Origin of the sequence: Chryseobacterium indoltheticum (assembly GCF_003815915.1) — a bacterium.
Classification (GTDB): domain Bacteria; phylum Bacteroidota; class Bacteroidia; order Flavobacteriales; family Weeksellaceae; genus Chryseobacterium; species Chryseobacterium indoltheticum.
The window spans coordinates 1,688,376-1,711,135 of the sequence record NZ_CP033929.1 but is presented as its reverse complement, the minus strand read 5'-3'; the positions used below and the strand labels follow the sequence as shown (position 1 = coordinate 1,711,135).

Genomic DNA, 22,760 nt, shown 5'->3' with positions numbered 1-22,760 from the left:
TTCCCAACGGGAAAGCTTTTGTGTTTATATTTAAATTAACTTTTAGTTTTTGAATTTCGTATCTCAGACCTTAACTGCTCAAACATATTTTTAATCTCCTGATATTCCATATTTTCCACTTTCAGCTCTTTCGTATTGATGCTGCAGGCAAATTCCCATATTTCGTAAACTTCAGACCATTTGATTTCATATGGTTCATAAAAAGAATTATCAGAACTTACGAAACTTCCGAAATCATTTTGCTTGGAGTACCTTTTATAAACAATACCATCTTTTGTAATGAAAATGTACGTTTTACCTTTTTTCAGATCCTTTTTATCCTCAAGATATTTTCCGACGATATACGTTCCGTCATTATAAGGTGGCATGGAATCCCCATCGGCAGGAAAAGCCCGAAATTTTCCGTTTCTTAAAAAAGGGAGCGAGAGATGCTGCAGTCCCTCCACAAACTCAGGATCATTATATCCGCTGAGGTATCCCATACTTGCTTTTTGAGGAACGATTTCAATTATGTTTTCTCCTGTATGATCAACTTTCATCGGCAACAAAATTCTGTTGTTGGGAAGGTTGACTACATCATCCAGCGGATACTTCCGCAAATCAACGGTCAGCAGTAAATCAATACTTACTTTATAGTATTTGGAAAGCTTGACCAACAGTTCGATAGGCGGTTCCGATCTTCCGTCTTCATAAGTCGCATACCTTCCGCGCGTGATCGAAATTTCATCTCCTACCTTTTGTTGGGATGCCTTCATTTTGTCTCTTAAAAACCTGATGTTTTCTGAAAAAATTGACATTGCTATAAATTATAGCAACAAATATACGATATTTTGTTATAAAACGTAATAATTTTACACCATGGAAAGAGCGATAGTGCATATGGATCTGGATACGTTTTTTGTTTCCTGTGAACGGTTGAAAAACTCCGAATTGGAGAAAAAGCCTGTGATCATAGGAGGTGGAGACCGTGGTGTAGTGGCATCCTGCTCTTACGAAACAAGATTTTTCGGTGTACGAAGTGCCATGCCTATCAAAATGGCATTAAGATTATGTCCCGAAGCAAGAGTCATCAAAGGTGACATGGATATGTACTCCAAAATGTCGCATATGGTAACCGAAGTAATTCAGGAAAAAGTACCCGTTTTGGAAAAAGCGAGCATCGATGAATTTTATCTGGATTTGTCCGGAATGGATAAATTTTTCGGGTGCTACCAGTGGACGAATGAAATCGTGGATGCAGTTACAAAAAATACCGGTTTACCTATAAGTTTTGCTTTATCCACCAATAAAACCGTAGCAAAGATCGGCACCGGAGAATCCAAGCCGATCGGCAGATTGGAAATTCAGGAACAGAATATTAAACCATTTTTAAATCCCCTTTCCATCAAAAAAATTCCAATGGTTGGAAATGTGACTTTTCAGCTATTGTCAAGATTAGGAGTAAGAACCATTCAGACTTTATCTGAAACTCCGGTTGAAGTTTTACATCAGCTGATCGGTAAGAACGGAACTGAACTTTGGAAAAAAGCCAATGGAATTGATGATACTCCGATTGTTCCCTATTCAGAAAGAAAATCAATATCCACAGAAAATACATTTTCTCAGGACACCATCGATGTACAGAACCTGAGAAGTGTTTTATCGGGAATGGTTGAGCAATTGGCTTTCCAGCTACGTCAGGAAAAATGGCTGACTTCAACGATCTCGGTTAAAATCCGCTATTCCAATTTCGATACAGAGACCAAGCAGTGTAGAATTCCTTATACCTCAGCAGACCATACTCTGCTTAAATACGTGCTCGAACTTTTTAAAAAAGTCTATACAAGAAGAATGCGAATACGACTTATCGGGATCAAATTCACAGGATTAGTCCACGGTTGTCATCAGATGGATTTGTTTGAGGATACAGAGGAATTGATCTCTTTGTATCAGACCATGGATAAGATCAAAAACAGATTTGGAACCGGAAGTGTGGGCAGAGCGTCCGGACTCTTAAGATAATAAACACAGGATTATGTTTCTCAATTGTCACTCCTATCACAGCCTTCGTTACGGAACCATTTCTCTTCAGGATTTGGTACAGCAGGCCGTCGATCATCAAGTCAGAACTTTGGCTCTTACAGATATCAATACCATTACAGGAATCTACGATTTTTTCAAACTTTGTAATGACAATGATATTAAACCGATTGTTGGTGTTGAAATCAGAGTCGAAAGCGAATTCTATTATATCTGTTTAGCAAAAAACCAAAAAAGTGTCGGAGAGATTAACCGCTTGTTGACCCATTATAATTGTGACGGAATCGCAATTCCAAAACACAATCCAGTTTTTGAAAATACCTTTGTCATTTACCCTTTGCATAACATTCCTGAAGTTTTGCAGGAATATGAGTTTGTCGGAATCAGACCTGAGGAATTGAATCATCTTGTAAAGCCTGATTTGAAAAAGCTGATTCACAAAATGGTCATCCTGCATCCTGTCACATTCACAACCCAACTGGATTATAATCTACACAAAATCTTACGAGCGATTGACAACAATACGCTGATCAGTAAATTGACTGATAACGATTGTTGCAGAGATAACGAAACATTTATCAATAAAAAACACCTGCTGAATCAATACCGTTACTGTCCTCAAATCATACAGAACACAGCGGATATTATTGACCAGTGTAGTTTTGATTATGATTTTTCTACCCCTAAAAACAAGCAGTATTACACAGGCAACCGGGAGAGCGATTTTAGACTGTTGACAAAACTCGCTTACGAGGGATTGGAAACCAGATATGGTAAAGAACATTCGGAAGCCAAGGCAAGAGTAGAGAAAGAATTAAAAGTCATCGAATTCCTAAAATTCAGTGCTTATTTCCTCATCACCTGGGATATTGTTCAGTACAGCAACAACATGGGTTTTATGCATGTCGGAAGAGGAAGTGGTGCTAATTCCATTGTCAGTTACTGTTTGGGAATTACAGATATCTGTCCTTTGGAACTCGATCTGTATTTTGAAAGATTCCTCAACCTCAACAGGAAGACTCCACCCGATTTTGATTTAGACTGGAGTTGGCGGAATAGAGACACCATTTTGGAATATATTTTCAATAAATACGGCAAAGAACACGTCGCATTTTGCGGAACAAATGTAGAATTTAAGTACCGGTCCATTTTCAGGGAAGTCGGAAAAGCTTTTGGTTTACCGAAAGAAGAATTGGATATTTTGGCTACGAAGTCAATGGATCAGCATGACGACAATTCAGTTTTTAAATTGGTGCATAAATACGGCAAGCTTTTGGAAAAGTTTCCGAATCAGAGAAGCATGCACTCCTGCGGCATTTTAATTTCGGAAGAACCCATTACCAATTTTACAGCATTGGAGATGCCACCCAAAGGTTTTCCGATTGTCCAGTTTGATATGCATACAGCTGAAGAAATCGGTTTTGAAAAGTTTGATATTTTATCTCAAAGAGGACTCGGAACCATAAAAGATACTGTTGAACTCATCAAAGAAAAAAGAGGGGTTACAGTGGATATTAAAGACACGACGATTTCAAAAAATGAGAAGAAATGCAATAGTTATCTGAGTATTGGAAAAACCATCGGCTGTTTTTATATTGAGAGTCCTGCAATGCGTGGTCTGCTCAGAAGACTGAAATGTGAAGACTACAAGACTCTTGTCGCTGCTTCATCTATTATCCGTCCAGGAGTTGCGCAGAGTGGAATGATGAAAGAGTATATTTTCAGGCACAACAACCCTACAAAGTTCGAATACTTCCATGATGTATTTAAAAAGGAACTTGGCGAAACCTATGGAATTATGGTCTATCAGGAAGACGTGATTAAAATCGCACTGCATTTCGGAGGTTTGTCAGCGGCGGACGGTGATGTTCTGAGAAGAGCGATGAGCGGTAAAGGAAGATCGTTATCTGCATTGCAAAAGGTAAAAGACCATTTTTTTGAATCCTGTCAAGAACTCGGGCATCCTGAGCAACTGTCTAAAGAAGTCTATCGGCAGATCGAATCCTTTGCAGGTTATTCTTTCTGTAAGGCTCACTCGGCTTCTTATGCGGTAGAAAGCTATCAGAGTTTATATCTGAAAGTCTACTACCCTATTGAGTTTATGGTCTGTGCCATCAACAATGGAGGTGGATTTTACAGAACCGAAGTTTATGTTCATGAAGCGAAAATGTCGGGAGCCACCATCAACAACCCTTGTGTCAACCTCAGCGAATGTCAAACAACAGTGTATGGAACAGATGTTTATTTAGGACTCATGCACATTGAAAAAGTAGAAGGAAAAACCGCCATGCTGATTCCCGAAGAAAGAAGAAATAGCGGCGAATATACTTCTCTGGAAAATTTCGTCAAAAGGATACCGATTGGAATTGAAACCCTGCAGATCCTCATCTTTATCGGTGCTTTCAGGTTTACAGGAAAACAGAAGCATGAGCTTTTGATTCAGGCAAGGTTCCTGTTTGGGAATGACGAATCAACATTCAGACATCCAACCTTATTGGATGAACCACAAAAAGAATACAAGCTTCCGGTCATTATCAAAAATCCTTTTGAAGATGCATTTGATGAAATTGAGATTCTGGGTTTTCCTGTTTCTTTCAGTCCTTTTGATCTGTTACAGACCAAATACAGGGGAACGGTAATGGCGAAAGATCTCGTTAAAAATCACAAGAAGCAGATCAAAATGCTCGCTTACCTTATTTCCAGGAAACACGTCCCCACGAAAAGAGGAGCCATGTTTTTCGGAACCTGGATTGATGCAGAAGGCGAATATTTTGATACAGCACATTTTCCCAATTGTCTCCAAGAGTATCCATTTCAGGGCGGAGGCTGCTACTTATTGTTGGGTACCGTTGAGGTGGATTTTCACTTTCCGACGATTACCATTCACAAAATGGCAAAGATGCCGTTTGTACCCGATCCAAGATATTCTATGGATAAAGAAAAATCCTTGGAAGCAGCCAGAACACTGCATGAAGATGTCAGCATGACGCAAAGAAAGCCCTATCCTCAAGAGCACGAAATTGGACTGCCAAGACAAAAAATGCAATAAATAAAAATTAACTGTAAACAAAAAACTTTCAAATGAAACTAAAAGCTACCATCGTTGAAGAAACCGATCCGAATGACAATTCAGTAATTGTCAGTTTTGAAGGTGATCAAAATAAAAAGCATTATGAGGTCAAATGTTCATTCAATCCTTTTGTCCATAAAATGAGAAAGTGGGACAGCTGGGAAATGGTTATCAAATGGGACAGTGAAATCTACACCGATGAAAAATCCGGAAACAAATCATATTTTACCTATCTTCTCTGCGATAAAGCTGTAGAAATTAATTCTCCATATGGAAAGAAGGATTAAAGCCTTTTCCAAACCATTACCCATTTAATCATTTTAAAATTGTTTAAAAAACCCATTTTATGCAGAGATTAGAGAATGTCAATTAAATGATTTTTCTAAAAGATATAGTCGGTATTATTGTGATACCTGCAAATAAGATGAGTTTTATAAAGATGATTAATAAGTATATAAATTTCAATGAACTGCATTTGTTGCATCTTGTGAGGTTTCTGACTTTTCTATGCAGATTACCATTCAGGCAGGCACAAGGAAAACTGCAATCAATTCCATGAAAACAATAAGAAAGACCATTGATAAAGCTTGAAATATTTTTGCGGAGGGTTTGTAATCTCCGATTACGGATACCCAAAAAGATTTTTTTCCGCAGAGACAACGGAATATATTTGCTATAGAAAATCAGATAGCCTCAAAGGCAACTGTTTAATAAAAATTTTGTTATTAGCTTATAAAGTAAAAAGCTAACGGACTACAATTTGCTCAGTACATTATTTAAAATATTTAGCAGTGAATATAATTTCTTTTGAAAACGATATCCCTCAGGAAACAATCGATAAAAACGCAGAAAATTTAAAAATGGCTCAGCTCAATCTTTCAGATTTCAATAAAAGAATGGATAAAGATTATGATCTTGTTTGTAAGTTTACAAACGGTCATCCTCGTTTTTTCTTAAAACAAGACTTGAGATATCCTGAAAATACAAACACCATAGCAAGTCAGATTAATTGGCTTCTAAACTGGAAAAGAGAAATTAATGACAGAATCTACTTTCAAATATTTTTCAATGATGTAGAAAGAGAATTTGAAAAAATTGACCATTATCATTCCCCATATGTTGAAAAGGATAAAGTATATGATAAATTGGTCGAAAATTTCAAAAAGAAATATACGGAATATGCACCTTTAGGTTTTCTAAATCAAGAAGATGAAAATTATATAAAGGAAGAAATAAATAAAAAATTCTTGCAACGCATAGTTTAGCAATAAAACCATACTATGTACCACCCTTACAAATTGTGTAATTTTTTCGAATTAATTACAAAATTGGATTGGCAACAACCTTGAGAGTTTAATCTTAAGAAAAAACATTTGTGATGTACCAATTTTAAAAATAATCTTAAGAAAAAACATTTGTGATGTACCAATTTTAAAAAAATACCAAGTATTAAGCTATAGTTATCCAATTTGTGAAGATCAATATTCTGCATTTTAAAGAGTGTAACTTAACCCGAGGTATTAATCATTATACAAATTGTCAAAAAAACTGTACGATTTAAAACCCTCACCAAATCATTCATAAAAAATAAAGGTTAAAATCTATGTGTAGACCAATCCAATATTATAATAAATTATATTTGAGAGCATGCGATAATGTATAAAATGAGTAACTGATCAAACCACTCAACTTATGACTGACAAAATCATTACAGCCTGGAATTTTTCCAATACAGATAAAAACCTTTTATCTCCAAACAAAGAATATAGAATTGAATATGGAATACTGAATGAAATTGCAATGGGCGCACCTCTTGGTGGAATTTCATACTTAACTTTCAAAGACAAAATAGTAACAATTAATGACTGGACAGCGGGACCTGTGTTATGGAGTGATAATAGTCAAAAAGTTGCTTTACCGATATGGATCGAAAATAGAAAACAGAAAATCTTGATTGTTGATGTCAACACCTTATTAGCGACGTTATATAAAAAAGAATTCAGGGTTTTACATTTTGAATCATTTATCGATGATCATTTAAAGGGAATCGACAACCCTCTGTATAACCCGGAGATTTTAGATTTCAACTTGAATTCCCAAGAAGTTGCAGATATACAAAATTTAAATCCCATACAAAGAAAAGCCATCAGTAAAAATTAAAAAATCCTCAACGTAAAGCTGAGGATTTTCATTTTCAATTAACATAGTGATGAATGTTGGTATTTCCTTATATACAAACTATATGCCAAAACGATAATAATTATAGATTCCTTCTATGTACATTTAATTTATTGAAAATTTGTTTTCAAAAATCCAAATAAAGTATAAAATCAAAGTTTTTGATTAAATTATTTAATTCATCTGAATTTCTAATGCAGAATAAAAACTAAATTTTCTTTAAAATTTCATATTATTATGGAATGCCGGACACTATTATCTCTCCATAACACAATTTAAGATTGGACAATGCGACCAATCAGTATGCTATTACGATTTACACTCCTGCCGAATGTTCATCGGATATTCTCAAACCAGATAAGCAACCACTTCCTGTTTTGTGCAGACTTTACCACTTTTTTGAGAGTGCGTCTTTCAATGCTTCAAGTTCCAAACTAAGGTTGCAAACATCTTCTTCAAGCGATTATTCTCTAATTCCGGTTAATTAATTTTTGCCAGTACTTTGGGAGAATTAATCCCCCTGAATTTCTTTTTCAAATCGTGCAAAGTCTGATAATGAAAACCATATTTCCGAGACAATTCTTTTGCTGTTTGTCCTAACTCATATTCCTTTAAAATAGCCAAAATTTGGCTGTCTTTAAATTTGCTTTTTCTTATAACCTAAAATTAATCGTTTTTTGTTAATAATTTTAGGGTTATAAAATGTCTGGTTTTTAGGGAGACTTACACGAAGAAGATAAAGCTTTGGTTACAAGCTTACGATTAGAGATTATATAGTCAAAAAAATGTAGTCCTAGAAAAATATTGTTATGCTATAAAACACAAAACCCTAGCAAGTTGCGAGGGTTTTTTATTTATTTGCTCAAAGTCAGAAAACTTTAGGCATCGGGTTTAGGTGGTAATGGTACTCTTTTTAAGCCACCTTTAGTTTTATCTATATAATTTTCCAATGAATCTAAACTTTTGAAATTCATTTTTTCAATAGTGGTTGCTTTTTCTCTATTGCTTGAAATATAAGTAACAAGTAATGTCATAAATAATCGTAAATCATTTTTATCATTAAATGCATTTGCATAAATAATTTTAGTGTCTTTATTTTTATATTTAATAAGACAAATAATAAAATTGTTTGTCTTATTAATGTTTTTTGTGTCCATTTTTCTTTCCTGTAAAGAAAAATTGAACCATTTTTTAAATTCTTTATCTAATTTAATTTTTTTTGTAATATTATTTTCAACATCATAAAATATGATTGAATTCTGAAATATTTTAGCATCAAACTCTTTAATTCCTTTATGTTCATAATTGTCAGTATTGTATGAAACCTCTAAACTATCAAAATTAGCAATATTTTCATTAATTGATAATTTTTTGTATTCCTGATTATTAAGAATTACATTATCATTTTGAAATTTAATTCTAGATTCAAAGGGATATAATAATTTATTATTTTCAATAATTACAAATTGATTATTATTTGCATAAATACCCGAAATAGGTATTTTATTATCATTACAGTCAATTAATGATAGTAAACAAGTACTAGTTATTATAAAGGTTTTTAATTTGTGCATCAGTTCTGTTTATATTATATTTTTGATAAAGGGCTTTTATAATTGGCGAGCCTAATTTATATGCCTGATCTGTTTTTTTATTAACTAAGTGGTCTGGAGTATTTGTACTTCTACCTGAATTTGGACCGTAATATTTATTCAGATAAGATTGCGTATATCCATCTTTTGCTATTGATTCGTAGCCAGTAGAAAAATCGAATTTTCTATTGTCAAAATAATCTGCTGCGCCTAATTTTACATGGACCCCTAACTCATGAGTGACTGTCTCTATTGTTCTATCTATAAATGCTCCATCCATAATACTTACTTGAAAATTCATTCTTCCATTTTCTTCTTTTATAGTTGTAATACCGTTTGCCGGAGTAACTGTTCTATCTGAATTACGAGTGGTAAGTGCTTTACCGTTATCGAAACTTAAATCGATGCCAGCTTTATCATATTTGCCACCTGCATCAGAATACTTGTGCCCTGTTACAACTTGCCCAGGGCTTGCATAATCTTTTAAAAAATTCTGTCCTTCTTTAGAAGTTGCAAATTGATTCCATGCTTGTACTAATTTGGGATTTTTATAAGAACCATCTTTATTTTTATCAAAAATTTTACTCGGATCAATATGCTGAGGTTCTCTATCATCTGGATCAATAAACCTAATCGGGTTATTAAAAGTATAATTGTAAGGACTATGACGAGTCATTTTCTCCGCCAGCGGGTCTACAACGCCACATCTACCAATATCCGGTATATAGAATCTTGCGCCATAATCATACATTCCGGTCTCTTGAAGTTCTTTTCCGTTGCACTTATACTAATAGGTAACCTCGTATTTTAGGAGGTCACCTATTATATGCCACCCGATATAATCATGCAGGAGCGGGAGGTAATTTAATCATTCCATATTTGAACCGTTACCTAGAGGAAGAACTATTGTATATATAATCCGCAGGCATTTTCACATTGATCATAATAAATCGTATTCTTCATATCAGCAGTCCAAACAACTTTATCATCAACTTTTTGACTAAAAATTTCTTCCTCAATATTACCAATACTTATATCCTTTTTAAGATGAAAAGAATATTTACCTCCAACTTCAATTCTTTTTTTTCCTTTTTTTTCACAATACTTAGAAACAGGAACTATAAACTTACTGTTATCATTTTGTAAATACAATATATAACTACTTGACGTTGTTTCTATATTTTTAACAGCAGCATTTACAATATCATAATCTTTGGTTTTTTGAGAACCATAATTAATTATAAATAATAGAAAAAACAGTTTTACTAATTTCATTTTTTTTGAGATTTTTTATAAATACCCTGATAAGTTCCAAATGATGTCACTTCACCTGTTGTTTTGTTTTTAAATGACACCTCATCTTTTAATAATACTTGGTTACTATTACTGTATGTTCTACTAGGAGTTCTTGACAATATGAAGTTACTACTCATAAGTTTATAGTACGAACCGCAATTTGATTGTGTCTCCGACAGACATTTTTATTGCTGCTGTATCATATTATATTGGAAATACTAAAAAAACAAAAGTAATACAAATACATTTGTAATCGCATGCTTATTACTGATGCTCTATTATGCTTATTGAATACAAATATTAAACTTATTGAGAAAAACACAAACCCCGCAAACTTTTCAAAACAAAGAATTGCCGAGTCCGGAATGTTTTGAATGGATTGCTCCTCTTTTGCAAAAATGCGTTTCCGACCGGCGAAAGGAATTGCATTTTTACCCGACCTACTTTTCAACCAAGTTTTGTAGGAAATATCTACAATATTTCCTAAAAAAATTCAAGGCAAATAATCGACAAAATGCCGTTTGTTGATAGAATGTTTTGAAGGTATTTACAAACCTTGTTTAAATCCTACATTGAAAACATACTGAATTCAGCCTATTAACATTAAAGAAGAGTCTTCTGTAACCTTCCTCCCTATCAACAGTTTTTGATCTGTCAGGATTTGCACTTATAATAGTAACCGCAAAAACTACTGTAAATTTTCTAGAAATTTCTTTCCTCTTTTAGACCCTGCAAATGCACTGCGTATTTTGCGACTCGATCTTCCCGCATTGATCCTGACCAACTTTTCAGATATCGTACACTGTTTGGAAATTCCTCAGAAATTCCAAATTGCAGGCAAAGAAGAACTTAAAAATTAAAACAGAATCTATAAAAATATAGCTTAACTTAAACTTATACTGGAATTTTTATTTGCATATCCAGATCAATATCATTAGTTTCTACTACACTATAAAAATAAAAGCCTCGCAATTTGCGAGGCTTTTATCTAAGGAACGAGCGTGACCCTCGTACCAGTGTGGGAAAGACTATACATATATTTCTTCGGGATTATCCAGATACAAATCTATAAATTCACTAAAACTATTAGCAATAATTCTATATTCACTTCCGCAAAAGATAAAAATTCTATTTATAGAAGATAATGTATTGGATAATTCTATTCCAAAAGAGTAAAAATTAAATTCATAGTTTCCAAAAATAAAAACATTTTCAAATTGTTGAAACTCTAATTTGTTATAGTCTGGTACTCCGTTCCAATCTTTAAATTCATTAAATATTTTAGTGATTCTATTAATGTTATAAAATTCATATAAATTATCTAATGGCATATCATTGCTCCCATTTATTAATAAAAAATATTGTTTAAGATCTGATGGAATTAATATTTTATTATTATTTTGAAATTCATTTATTTTTAAATCATTAACGGTCATGAAATTAATTACCCCCTCATTTACAAAATTATTTTTTAATAAAATTAATTGACTTTGTTCTTTTTCCTCCATAATTTATTTTAAAGCTTTATTAATCATTTCAATTCTTTGAATTTGTACTCTCAGAGCAGTTTCAGTGGCTTTACTGGCTGGAGCACCTCCAGTTCCATTAACTATTCTTGTCGCTAATTCTTTATAGGCTTGTAAAGCTTTACTACTAACGGCTTCTTTTCCACCCGATCGGAAAAAAGTATTCATTTCAGGATGATAACCTTTAACTACAACCTGTAATTCCTTAAATCCTAATTTTTTTAAATTATTTACAAAAATTTTCTCAGATACTACTCTTATTCCTGTTTTTGCTACGCTTCCTCCTATGAAATATGAACCTACATTCGCTCCTGTTTGAAGTTGTTTAGCTAACACAGGATCATATTCTTTATGTTCTACGAAATAATCATCATCGCCGTTAAGGCTGCTATTTATTTTATTTAAAAGTACGGCGAACTGATTAGTTGTATTTTTATGGTATTTCTTTCCATCAATTTTAACCACTTCTATTAATGATTCAGCTTCTGTCATACCTTTAGGAATAGATCCTGCTTTTCGTGGATTTTTTTTATCATCTCCACTATCTGACGACGTATTAGCAATAAGATTTTTAAAAGCTGATTGTGCATCAGATCCGGTATATGTAACGCTTGTTGAATTTTCGATAACATCCATCCCATCGGGATCAATATTACTAATTGGATTATTCAAAACATAATTATAGGCATTAAAAGGTTGGTATTTTTCCGCCAACGGATCTATTACACCCCATCTTCCAATATCCGGCATATAGAATCTTGCACCATAGTCGTACATTCCTGTCTCTTGCAGTTCCTTTCCATTATACTTATACTGATAAGCATTCTGCGTGGTAGCCGTATAATTATGCATCAATCCAAAAGGATAATAATTGTTTACTTCTACAATCTCGCCAGGTCTCCAACCATCAATACAATTAGGTGGATTAAAAGGATCCCATGGTCCATCACATTGTTGCCAAAAATATCTCCTTGGTTGAACAATACCATCCTTGTTCGTATCACTATAACTTAGTCTTACGTTTCCTAGATGATCGGTATAATTATAAATATACTGATTGCTCAAAGCATCAAAATATCCCTCCGAAGTCGGAATAATTCTCAGCTTCATAACAGCAACCTCATTCGGATCTATAACCCCAATACCACCTCCACCATTTCCACTCTCTGATGGCATTGTACTTTTATACTGAAAACCATCCAGATAATTGGTTTCTATATCTCCAAAGAGCTTCTTTACTTTTACTCCGTCTGCCCGATAAACATAATTGGTTACCTGTGCATTCTGAGTAATCTGCTTTGGTAAATTTAGAAAATTATACTGAATTGATGAAATACCTTTATCTAAATGTTTGGTCATGTTACCATTTCCGTTAGCCAGATTATTGTCATACTCAATCGTATTGTGACTTGCCAGATAAGGATAGCCATTATTGCCTCCAATCTGTTCTTCAGTAACTTTTGTAAGCCTATTTCCTAAATAATCATATTTAAGATTATCAATCTTAAACGCTGCAGTATTTCCTGTCATGAGCTCTGCGGAACGTTGGAGTCTCATAATGTTTCCGCTTAAGTCGTAATCTATTTTTTCAAAATATTCTTTAGCTGTAGGATTGATTTCGTTTTGATAAAAACCTGCTAATAACCTGTTTAATCCATCATATACATAGCCATATCTTTTAAGAGGCTCGTTTTCCTGAGTGGAGGTTTTCCAGTCTACTTCTGCAATGTTACCGTTGAATTTTGGTTTTACCTGAAGTGCTAAGAAATCATTATTAGGAGTCTGTTCACCTTCTACCTGATTATATTTGATTTTATAACCAAACAAATCACTTCCTAAATTTGTAGGATTATTAACCTGCGTCATCCAGCCTCGGATGTTGTATTTGTAATCTACTTGTTGTAAACCTTGACCCAAATTCATTCCACCAACTTTTTTATACTCTAACTGAGATAATTCATTATACTTATTTTGAGCAAGATATTCCACAGCATTGTTATCAACCTGATGGGTATGGGTTAATAATCTGTTTTGGTGATCATAAGTAAAGTTTTCAGTAATCACTCTTTCGGTATCACTATCAAGTCTTTTATGTTTGGTAATAGTCATCTTTGGAGTTCCTGAAAAATCAAGAAGAGATTCTGTTTTGGTATAGCCCCCTAAGTGATTGATAGAATGACTTCCGATTGATCTTTCTTTTTGGTCGTACCACGTATAGTTTTTTGTCCAGTTATCATCTTCAATATTTTTCATATAAGAAGCTGTAGGTAAACTTTTTGTACTCATATTGGAGTTCTGGGCATCTTGTGAAAGAATACTCTGTCCTAAAATTTGAGTTGGTATTGCAGGAGTTCCTGCAGGATAGGTATCATAATAATTGACAGATAATACGGTTTCTATCTGACTGTACAAATTATTTGTATAATAGATTTGCATTCCATTTTTCGTAAATCCAGTATTGTTGCTAGATTCAACAATTACATGAGGGTTGGTCATTCCTTGCAAACTTCCCCTGGTTTCATTGGAAAGAGGCATTAATCCTGTATAGATCACTCGTCCGAATCTGTCATATTTGGTAACGAGCCATGTTGAGGTTTGCCTTAAATTGGCATCTTGTGTGGCCACAAGATGGTCTGCTTTATCATACACCATATATTCCCAGCCTTTCCCCGGAAGTTTTTTTTCTACTAAACGGTTTCTGCCATCATATTTGTACTGATAGCAGAGGTTGTTTAAAATATCATTTGGTATTTCATCATCACTCCCAGCGCCATATTCCTCAAAAAATGAAAAAGCGGCTTTAGGTGGTACGACTATGGCTAACTGATTGTATTCGTTATAAATGTAATAAGTATCCGCATTCTCGGTTGCACTCAATACTTTTCTAACCAATATTATTTGTCCCTGTCCGTTTTTAAATTCTATGGTTTTATTACCATCTTCATCTGTGACTGTGCTTTTATAAAGTTGTGCAGTTGCATAAAAGAGATTATTTCCTGTTTTTACTATCGTTTTTGTAGCATTCTCCACCCAGGTTGTCGTTGTACCAAAATTCCCGACACGATCATTTACCTCATTCGCCTCATAATTAAACTTTACAGGTTTACTTGCCCAGTCATTTCCCACCTGAATCTGTTGATGAATTCTGTCTAAAGGAGAGTTTTCCAATTGCTTTTCGGCAAATGCCTTCTCATTGGTATAAGTATTTGCAGGATCTCCTACGGGAAAATCTACCAATACTGAAGCTTGAGTATATATTGCCCCGTTGCTTGTCGATAGCTGAGGAACAGGCAGATAATCTCTTGTTTGTCTTCCAAATCCATCATAAATAATCGGAGTAACCACATCTTTTCCAAGTGGGGATGCTTTGATATTAACAATCTGTTTAGGTCTGCCTAAACCATCGAAATACTGAACCGTTTCCGAAGTCTTAGAAGCTGTAGTCCCATTATAATCCAGATATGTTTTTGTGTAAACATAATTTTCTGTAGGACTCAATTGTCCGTAAACTAAACCTGACAACAGTAAAGTTCCTATGGGGATAAGTATTTTTTTCATATTTATGTTTTATGGTTTGTAGTTGTACTTGAATTCTTTTATGATTTTACCTGTGACATTATATTCCCTGATTTCATTGAGTCTGTTGGCTAAGTCGTACAAGTAAACTTCTCTAATTCCAGAAGGAGGAGTAATGCTCGTCACTCCAATCAGTGGATCATAGGTATAGGTAGATATTTGTGCATTTTGCAATGCAGGAAGTTTTCTGAAAGTATCTAATTTTCCTATTAAAGTCTGCTCAGTACCTGTATCAATGTCACCATTTGAAGCCGAAATAATATCTGTTGCCAATGCGCTTGCTACAGAATATGATACACCTGTTACTTTTGCGATAGGCTGGGTAGAATTGTAACCCCAGATAATAGATGTTACAACACCATCTTTTGTCGTGTACTGCAAAATATTGCCTTTAGAGTCGTATTGATCATAAGTAGCTTCCGTAGAAGAAACTGTAGGATTTTGAAGATCTGAGGATAATATTGAGGTTGGAAATAAGTTTGAAGGATTATCATATTTCGTTTCTGTTTGAGAGAGTATTTTTCCCGCATCTAAATCGTTCCTCTTCTTAACCACCACTGTTTCCAGTGGAATACCAACAATATTAGCATTAATTAATGGTATGTTATTTTTTTCAAACGAATATTTATATCTCGTTTCAGTTATAGAGGCATCAGGATACGAAACTTTTGAGGTTAATAAATTTCCTCTGCCAATATTATTATCAAAAGCAGAAACATATTCATTTTCTGTTTTTGAAGATAAAACTTGGCCATTTAAATATTGTTTTTTTATAATTACCGAAGCTCCTGGGTTATAAGTAGGATAAATTGTTCTGTAAATTAAGTTATAAATTGAAAAGGGATAACCTGCTGTATTCTGAACTCCATTGGTGTAAGGGTTTATAAAAGGAAGCGGATTAAAATATTGGAAATAATAATTACTTACGGGGTTCAATGAACTAGTATTATTCATCTGTCCAATATATCCTTCAGTCATTGTATGATCATATATACAACCCCACATTAAATCTTTTTGAGCAATTTGATAATCATAATTTTCTTCTGATACAAGGGAAAAAGTGTTATTGTATGAATAGTATAAAATCGCTTTTAGTAAACCATTTTTAACACCTACTTCATCCTTAACTTCAAAGGGTTTATAGTCAAAAGTATAGTCTCTGAAGTATGCCCTATTATTAATTGTCTTGTGTGGTTTAATGCTAAATGAATTCATATTACTAAAAGCACTTAACATTGGGAAATTCATCGGTTCCTGAAAATTTGGCTTAGGTGGCTTAATGCCCTTGCCCAATGCATAAACGTTATATACAAGAGTTGGAGATATATAATAACTATACGTTTTTTTTATCTTTTCTGAGGTTATCAGATTTTCATCCACTTCCTCAACATTTTCATATCCGATATAATCATTTTCATATAATGCCATATTTCTAATTAGTGCATATCCATTCATTCCATTTAGATCAGGATTGCTGGGGCCATTTCCCGCTTGAAAATATTCCAAAGACCTTTTCTTTCTGAAATCGAATAAACTAGGTCTTTTTAATAAATACCCAGACGAGTGATTCTCAGCAATACCATCATTATTAGTATCTTCTAAATAATGATAATTAAAATCCTTTTTGTAAATCCCTCCATTACTGTCATCTGTTAAAATTGTCTTTATCCTTAGACCTCCTATGTAATTATATAGATTACCATTTATATTATTGTTTTGATAAATCGAATATTTACTTGCATTATAATCATTGACAAAAGATTTTTTTGGATTATAGGTATTATTTTCATATTGTAAAGTAGTGGATCCTTTTGTAGGATAAACTATCTTTTTCAATGTTAATGCATTAGTATAAAGCGGATTAACATCTCTATTTGCTCCTGGTATTGATAACAGAATTTCTGATCCCGTTCGGAAAATATTGTTTTGAGGGAAAGCATATCCAATTGCACTACCTTCAGCTTCCGGTACTGTTATAGAAAAGGCAGGAAAAAGATTTTGATTAGTTGCAACACCGTTAAAGTAACCCCAATAATCTATTGCCGTGGAGTTCTTTGCAGGTATATACTCATCATTGTATTGAAACTGCTGTGTATTTATAATATGATTATCTTTATCCAAAAAGTCAATTGATGTAAATTTTAATCTCTTATTTAAATAATCTTGTCTATTTGAAAACCCAACCTGATTTTGTTGCCATTCACCTAAATCTGTAAGTATCGAGGTAAAATTTGTATTAAAATAATCCTGATTTAGTTTTATCTTATTGATTAATTTGTTGTTCAAATCATAAATACTAATTTCTACTATTTTTTTGTCATTATAAATATCGGTTCTTGTATCATAAGTAAAGATGATATATCCTGATGGGAAAACTATTTTCTTAATTAGTTTACAGGTAAACCATTTTAAGCCTTCATACACTTTTAGTTCGCCAAATGGAAATGTAGTATTGACGTAGTTACCATCATAAAAATCAATTGGCATCCCTGCATAGTCATACAAATTATAACTCGGTGATGATTGAAGAGTTTCATAAGTGAATTTTATTTCTTTACCTTCTTTTGTTTTAATTTTAGAAACATACCATGCATTGTCAGTTTTTGTTATATTTGAGCCTTGAAATGTTAAAGATTCAAAATCGTTGAATGTATATATATTTCCTTGCTTATCAGTCACCTTCATTTTCTTCATTGTGGGCTGGCCTACATTATTTAAAGAATCAAGAATCTCAATTTTTAAATTATCTTGAATCTTTTCTAGTACAGCTGTTTTATTTCGTTTAAAAATAAAACGACCTGAATAATTAGGCAAATTATAAAAATAGTCATCTGGCTGAAAATCAGTATTATCTTTTATTCTGTCTGCTTGAATGTAATTTTCAAGTTTATAATCAGTTGGCCACAATCTGGTGTCTAATCCTAATTTTAAATAATCAGTAGGAATTGCATAATATCCAATTAAGTCCGGAACATAACTTGCTCCATCATTTGCCTTAGAATTAAAGTATTTACCATTTAGTTGTCCGTATCCACCTATAAAATCATCTTGACCGTTAATTGACCTGCTAATTAATCCAGGGAATCCTAATGACCATCCTAAGCCCACTCTCGATGCTTCCTCCTGTACTTTTATACCTCTGGAATTGTAGTCTAAAGAAATGGGAAATTCAAAATCACCTTCTTTAATAGTGTATATTGGAATGGAAACATTTGCCAGGCCAGAATAAGGTGTTACAGGAACCTGCCCATAAGTTTGCATTTTAGTTACATCAGGTGATGTTGGATATGTTATTGGAGCATAGTTATTTGCTGATTGTCCATATATAATCCCACATAATAATATATAAAATAATAAAATTTGTTTCTTCATCATGTTTACTTTTTAATCAATTTAGCATTCGCAGTTTTTTCGGTATCAGTTTTTACTACAATCAGATACGCTCCCTGAATTAAATTCTGCGTATTTATTTTAGTCACTTTATTCTTTGTTTTTAAGCTTTGAAGCTGTCTTCCACCCATATCATACAAAGTAATATCCGCTTCTTTAAAATCAAACCCTATTTCGACATAACAATAATCTGAAACAGGATTCGGATAGATTTTCATATTCTGTTTCTCGATTAACTGATCGATTTGCTCGTCTCCAAGCTTTACAATCTTCCAGTTCTCTTTACCCAACTCCTCTGCACTTGTTCCCGCCAAAACAATAGAACCATCCTTATTCATTTTCAGATCCGAAAGTCTTTCCTCCTTCTTTCTCGATTCACCTTTTACATGTTTTCGCCACTGTTCGTTTCCATTATTATCGATATACAGCATCCAGAAAGTTTCATCATCCGCTTCAATTCTTCCTTCAGCCTGAGTATATCCTCCGAGTAAAACACCTTTCGAGTTCTTCCCGTCACCTGTGTTGATCACATTCATACCCATCAGGATATCACGATTCTTAAAGCTGTAAGATTTCTGCCACTGTTCTTCTCCTTTAGTGTTTAAAGAGATCAACCAAACATCGGTTCCTTCTTCAATTCCTACGGTCTTGTTTCCTGATTTCTCAGATCTCGATTCTCCGCCAATAATATATCCCGAAGAAGTAAAAACCATCGTTCTCAAATGATCATCACCCTTACCTCCGAAATTCTTTTCCCATTCTACTTTATTGTCTTTGCTTAGTTTGATGATCCAGTAATCACCTTCTCCGAAATTTTCTGTTGTTTTCGCAGTAAACTGTGTTGTAACAGGATTTTCTTTATCATCACTCTTTACCGTTTTATTTCCTGTTGTTGAATGACTTCTTGAGTAAACACCCAGCAAAGCTCCTCCGTCAGGTGTAGGAATCATCTTTTCAACCTCATCCAGACCTCTTCCGCCTAAAGTTATTTCTGAAAGAACTTTTCCGTTTTTATCAATCCTTGTTACCGTCACATCTTTAGAACCAAAGCCATTGGCTGCGTTCTGCACATTTCCTGCGACCATAAAACCTAAATCAGCGGTTTGAATCACAGATCTTGCTTCTTCATCCTGAGAGGTTCCTAAAGTTTTCTGCCATAATTCATCTCCGAATTCGTTGATTCTGATCAGCCAGATATCAGATCCTCCTCTTGAAGCGTCTTTTTTATCCAAGCCTTTTCCTGAAAAAGAAGTTCCAGCTAAAAGAAATCCTCCTTCCTGTGTGGAAATGGTTGCCGAAAGAAAATCATGATTTTGTCCCGAGAAATACTTTTCCCAGACTTCCTCTCCCTGTTGATTCAATTTAACAAGATGAAAATCGTAGCCATTATTTTGTTTGCTTTCAGAAGTTATTTTTTTAGATTGAATAGAGCTTCCTGTTATAAGATATTGTTGGTCTATTGTTGTGGTGACTTGTGAAAGAAAATCCTGAGTAGAAGATTTAATATCTTTCTGCCATATCACATCCTGTGCATACAATACAGCTGTTGTGCATACGAAAAATGCACTCATGTAGAGCTTTTTCATGATTTGAGTTTGTTTTAACGATGTGCAAATTTAACTTTTATTTAACGCAATAAGTCATTCTTTAATGAGAATTAATATGATAAGATTCATATTGATTTCGCAAACATAATTACCTATCACGACAAAACGTGACGTGATTTTATTGCAATAAAACGGTACAAATTTTTCGGTTAGTTAAAATTAAACCTATTTAATTCGGCGTGAATATTAAAACATTAAATTTGTATCATGAGGTTAAAATGCAATAGTAACAGTTTGATTTATATCAGCCAAAAAGTAATTTTAGGTATTAAAAGACCTAATTCTCTTGAAGGAGCAAAAGTTTTAGGCAAGCCAGTTTTGATAAACGCATGCAATATTGTTTTTCTAAGTCACAATAATGATGGGCAAGTTACTTTTTTTATGCAAAATGGATTTGAAATATCGATTAACATATTTTTCTCAGAAGCTGAGCAGATTCTAAATAGTGCTATGCAAGGAAAGGAAGACGAAATCAATTAGCATTGGAATTTAATATTTTACCAACTAAACTTGCAATATAACTTCTAATCAATCTCAAAAAACCACTACTACTCAATAATGAACATATATATAAATTTATTACTTTAGAGAATCCACTTATTTCATATGGTTATTGCAGAAGATATTTATTTGAAAACGGGCATTACTAAAATCCTATTCTGAAAATTAAATTATTTTTAAGTGAAGGTTCTTCATAAAAAATAATTTCAAATACAATAGGGAACTTTAAAAATCAGCAATAAGTTTGATGAAGGAAAGAAATTCGTACACGGACTCTCATTCAAAGTTCATTGTTTCGGAGAGCCATATTTGTATACTGATTAATCATTTGGCATTAATGCCATTGCTTTAACTTTGTGCACAGTTATTAGCCTAACGAAATCTCTTTATTTTAATATGATAGAAAAAAACTGAAATTAGATTGGATGTAAATCTGTATAAAGCGGAAGATCTTCATTTCAGATATTTGTTTTTTCCTTTTTTAGCTATTAGTGATCTATTGACTAAGGTTCAAAGGTTACTCGCTTATCAAAAAAACATTTGGGCCATATGGATCAGAATAATTGCGGATATTAAAAATGTTAAATTTTGAACATGGAAAATTTACCCCTAATTGGATTCACTGTTTCAACAAACGATAAGTATGAAGAAATAAAAAATATAGCAATTAAAAAAAATAAGAATAGCTAATTTTTTTTAATTGCTATATTTACTATATATTTATTTTTAATAAAGACATTAATTTGTGGAAAGTATGGATAATATTATTTATTTCTGTGAAACCAAGGATCATTTACAAAAGATTGCTGATATATTAATTAAAAATATAGATAGTGCTTTTGTCATTATATGCAACACATCAAAAAAAAATAATAATATCTCACTGAATAAATATATAAATACCTGTATCAGTAAAGCTCAAGAAAAAAGTGCAGATATACTTTTAGGAGGAGTACAAAATTTTCATAAGATATTACAGATTGATGAAAATCTATTTTGTATTGAAAAGTTTCATGGATTCAATTTCATAGTTTTGTTTAACAAGATATTCTATAAAATCATTAAGAATAAACATCTCAACAATGTTAATCTTGAGGATTTTATATCTGAAATTGCAGAAAACATTTTTGTTATGCACCCTTTTATTACTTTAGAACCAAGCTCCTCTGGGGTCGATCATTATGAGCGATCTAATATTATTATTGAAGACCTTAAACACATTCGTAAATTTTATCGATCATGAATGAACAGTTTGAAGATATTATTATACCCACTTACATTATTAATCTTAAAAAAAGAGAAGATCGTTTGACAAGCGTTTTAAAAGAATTTGATGGAAAAGATGAATTTGATATTCATATTATTGAAGCTTGTGAACATCAAAATGGAAATGTAGGTCTGTGGGAAAGTATTGTAAAGATTATCAAGTTAGCGCAAACTAATGAAGATGATGTTATCTTATTAATAGAAGATGATCATGTTTTTACAGACACTTACTCTAAAGAATATTTCATTTCAAATATAATAGGTGCCCATGCTAATGGTGCAGATCTTTTATTAGGTGGAATCGGAGGTGGTTTTAACTATGTGGTTCCAATTACCGAAAACAGATTCTGGATTAATCATTTTTGGTGTACTCAATTTGTAGTCATTTATCAAAAATTTTATGAACAAATTTTAAATGTGAAATTTGGTGATGAAGATGGGGCAGATAATGTTTTTTCAGAACTTACATTAAATAAAATGGTGATGTATCCATTTATATCTGTTCAAAAAGGTTTTGGATATTCTGATATCCAAAATCTGAATAATAATGAGGATGACATTGAAACATGTTTTAAAAATGCAAATAAAGAATTATCATTTTACCATCGTAAATATCTTGAGCTCATTAAAGAAAGTAACATCTAAATATTTGTACCTACAAATATCGCCTCATTTTGCAAGTTTAAAATAGAGTTAACATTTTCGACCGAGGTTTGCTTAAAATATGATATAATTTCGA

General features: G+C 33.0%; 16 protein-coding genes and 1 pseudogene. 8 read left to right on the top strand and 9 right to left on the bottom strand.

The window, feature by feature from the left end; genetic code table 11:
- Positions 1–35: 35 nt before the first annotated feature.
- Positions 36–797, bottom strand: a complete 762-nt coding sequence (locus EG358_RS08085; RefSeq protein WP_076561583.1) for a LexA family transcriptional regulator — start codon at positions 795–797, stop codon at positions 36–38.
- Positions 798–858: 61 nt separating this feature from the next.
- Between EG358_RS08085 and dinB the strand changes: the two genes are divergently transcribed.
- The 5 genes from dinB to EG358_RS08060 all read left to right on the top strand — a co-directional run bounded on the left by dinB (position 859) and on the right by EG358_RS08060 (position 7,249).
- The gene (gene dinB / locus EG358_RS08080; protein ID WP_076561582.1) at positions 859–2,001 is read left to right on the top strand and encodes a DNA polymerase IV; all 1,143 of its coding nucleotides are present in this window, start codon (positions 859–861) and stop codon (positions 1,999–2,001) included.
- A gap of 13 nt (positions 2,002–2,014) precedes the next feature.
- Positions 2,015–5,068 (top strand): DNA polymerase III subunit alpha, encoded by a 3,054-nt coding sequence (locus EG358_RS08075; protein WP_076561581.1) that lies wholly within the window; start codon positions 2,015–2,017, stop codon positions 5,066–5,068.
- A 32-nt stretch (positions 5,069–5,100) separates the two neighbouring features.
- A complete protein-coding gene (locus EG358_RS08070) occupies positions 5,101–5,376 on the top strand; it encodes a hypothetical protein (protein ID WP_076561580.1) in 276 nt (91 codons plus the stop codon).
- 504 nt (positions 5,377–5,880) lie between these two features.
- Positions 5,881–6,354 (top strand): hypothetical protein, encoded by a 474-nt coding sequence (locus EG358_RS08065; RefSeq protein ID WP_076561579.1) that lies wholly within the window; start codon positions 5,881–5,883, stop codon positions 6,352–6,354.
- Positions 6,355–6,781: 427 nt separating this feature from the next.
- On the top strand, positions 6,782–7,249 hold the full coding sequence (locus EG358_RS08060; protein WP_076561578.1) for a hypothetical protein: 468 nt from the start codon (positions 6,782–6,784) through the stop codon (positions 7,247–7,249).
- A 498-nt stretch (positions 7,250–7,747) separates the two neighbouring features.
- Here the strand turns inward: EG358_RS08060 and EG358_RS20020 are convergent, their stop codons facing one another.
- From EG358_RS20020 to EG358_RS08020, 8 genes and pseudogenes are all read right to left on the bottom strand, one after another.
- Positions 7,748–7,924 (bottom strand): transposase, encoded by a 177-nt coding sequence (locus tag EG358_RS20020; protein WP_083677064.1) that lies wholly within the window; start codon positions 7,922–7,924, stop codon positions 7,748–7,750.
- Between the two features lie 221 nt (positions 7,925–8,145).
- Entirely contained in the window at positions 8,146–8,841 is a 696-nt protein-coding gene (locus EG358_RS08050) for a hypothetical protein (RefSeq protein WP_076561577.1), read from the bottom strand.
- Positions 8,810–9,625 (bottom strand): annotated as a pseudogene (locus EG358_RS19805) (RHS repeat-associated core domain-containing protein); the annotation flags it as partial. The pseudogene EG358_RS19805 and the gene EG358_RS08050, both read right to left, overlap by 32 nt.
- A 137-nt stretch (positions 9,626–9,762) precedes the next feature.
- Entirely contained in the window at positions 9,763–10,134 is a 372-nt protein-coding gene (locus tag EG358_RS08040) for a hypothetical protein (RefSeq protein WP_076561576.1), read from the bottom strand.
- Positions 10,135–11,183: 1,049 nt separating this feature from the next.
- Positions 11,184–11,663, bottom strand: a complete 480-nt coding sequence (locus tag EG358_RS08035) for an SMI1/KNR4 family protein (RefSeq protein WP_076561575.1) — start codon at positions 11,661–11,663, stop codon at positions 11,184–11,186.
- A 3-nt stretch (positions 11,664–11,666) separates the two neighbouring features.
- The gene (locus EG358_RS08030) at positions 11,667–15,239 is read right to left on the bottom strand and encodes a DUF6443 domain-containing protein (protein ID WP_076561574.1); all 3,573 of its coding nucleotides are present in this window, start codon (positions 15,237–15,239) and stop codon (positions 11,667–11,669) included.
- Between the two features lie 9 nt (positions 15,240–15,248).
- A complete protein-coding gene (locus EG358_RS08025) occupies positions 15,249–18,632 on the bottom strand; it encodes a hypothetical protein (protein ID WP_076561573.1) in 3,384 nt (1,127 codons plus the stop codon).
- A gap of 2 nt (positions 18,633–18,634) precedes the next feature.
- Positions 18,635–20,233, bottom strand: a complete 1,599-nt coding sequence (locus EG358_RS08020) for a T9SS type A sorting domain-containing protein (RefSeq protein ID WP_076561572.1) — start codon at positions 20,231–20,233, stop codon at positions 18,635–18,637.
- 228 nt (positions 20,234–20,461) lie between these two features.
- Between EG358_RS08020 and EG358_RS08015 the strand changes: the two genes are divergently transcribed.
- The 3 genes from EG358_RS08015 (at position 20,462) to EG358_RS08005 (ending at position 22,666) form a co-directional block, all read left to right on the top strand.
- Positions 20,462–20,734, top strand: a complete 273-nt coding sequence (locus EG358_RS08015; protein WP_076561571.1) for a hypothetical protein — start codon at positions 20,462–20,464, stop codon at positions 20,732–20,734.
- Positions 20,735–21,509: 775 nt separating this feature from the next.
- Positions 21,510–21,998 (top strand): hypothetical protein, encoded by a 489-nt coding sequence (locus EG358_RS08010; RefSeq protein ID WP_076561570.1) that lies wholly within the window; start codon positions 21,510–21,512, stop codon positions 21,996–21,998.
- Entirely contained in the window at positions 21,995–22,666 is a 672-nt protein-coding gene (locus tag EG358_RS08005) for a glycosyl transferase (RefSeq protein WP_076561569.1), read from the top strand. Before EG358_RS08010 ends, EG358_RS08005 begins: the two co-directional genes overlap by 4 nt.
- Positions 22,667–22,760: the final 94 nt, after the last annotated feature.

What these genes read in the sequence shown, in the direction of transcription:
- EG358_RS08040 (WP_076561576.1), bottom strand. Translation starts at nt 10,134, where the DNA reads ATGAAATTAGTAAAACTGTTTTTTCTATTATTTATAATTAATTATGGT.
- EG358_RS08005 (WP_076561569.1), top strand. Translation starts at nt 21,995, where the DNA reads ATGAATGAACAGTTTGAAGATATTATTATACCCACTTACATTATTAAT.
- EG358_RS08060 (WP_076561578.1), top strand. Translation starts at nt 6,782, where the DNA reads ATGACTGACAAAATCATTACAGCCTGGAATTTTTCCAATACAGATAAA.
- EG358_RS08085 (WP_076561583.1), bottom strand. Translation starts at nt 797, where the DNA reads ATGTCAATTTTTTCAGAAAACATCAGGTTTTTAAGAGACAAAATGAAG.
- EG358_RS08050 (WP_076561577.1), bottom strand. Translation starts at nt 8,841, where the DNA reads ATGCACAAATTAAAAACCTTTATAATAACTAGTACTTGTTTACTATCA.
- dinB (WP_076561582.1), top strand. Translation starts at nt 859, where the DNA reads ATGGAAAGAGCGATAGTGCATATGGATCTGGATACGTTTTTTGTTTCC.
- EG358_RS08015 (WP_076561571.1), top strand. Translation starts at nt 20,462, where the DNA reads ATGAGGTTAAAATGCAATAGTAACAGTTTGATTTATATCAGCCAAAAA.
- EG358_RS08020 (WP_076561572.1), bottom strand. Translation starts at nt 20,233, where the DNA reads ATGAAAAAGCTCTACATGAGTGCATTTTTCGTATGCACAACAGCTGTA.
- EG358_RS08025 (WP_076561573.1), bottom strand. Translation starts at nt 18,632, where the DNA reads ATGATGAAGAAACAAATTTTATTATTTTATATATTATTATGTGGGATT.
- EG358_RS08035 (WP_076561575.1), bottom strand. Translation starts at nt 11,663, where the DNA reads ATGGAGGAAAAAGAACAAAGTCAATTAATTTTATTAAAAAATAATTTT.
- EG358_RS08070 (WP_076561580.1), top strand. Translation starts at nt 5,101, where the DNA reads ATGAAACTAAAAGCTACCATCGTTGAAGAAACCGATCCGAATGACAAT.
- EG358_RS08010 (WP_076561570.1), top strand. Translation starts at nt 21,510, where the DNA reads ATGGATAATATTATTTATTTCTGTGAAACCAAGGATCATTTACAAAAG.
- EG358_RS08030 (WP_076561574.1), bottom strand. Translation starts at nt 15,239, where the DNA reads ATGAAAAAAATACTTATCCCCATAGGAACTTTACTGTTGTCAGGTTTA.
- EG358_RS08075 (WP_076561581.1), top strand. Translation starts at nt 2,015, where the DNA reads ATGTTTCTCAATTGTCACTCCTATCACAGCCTTCGTTACGGAACCATT.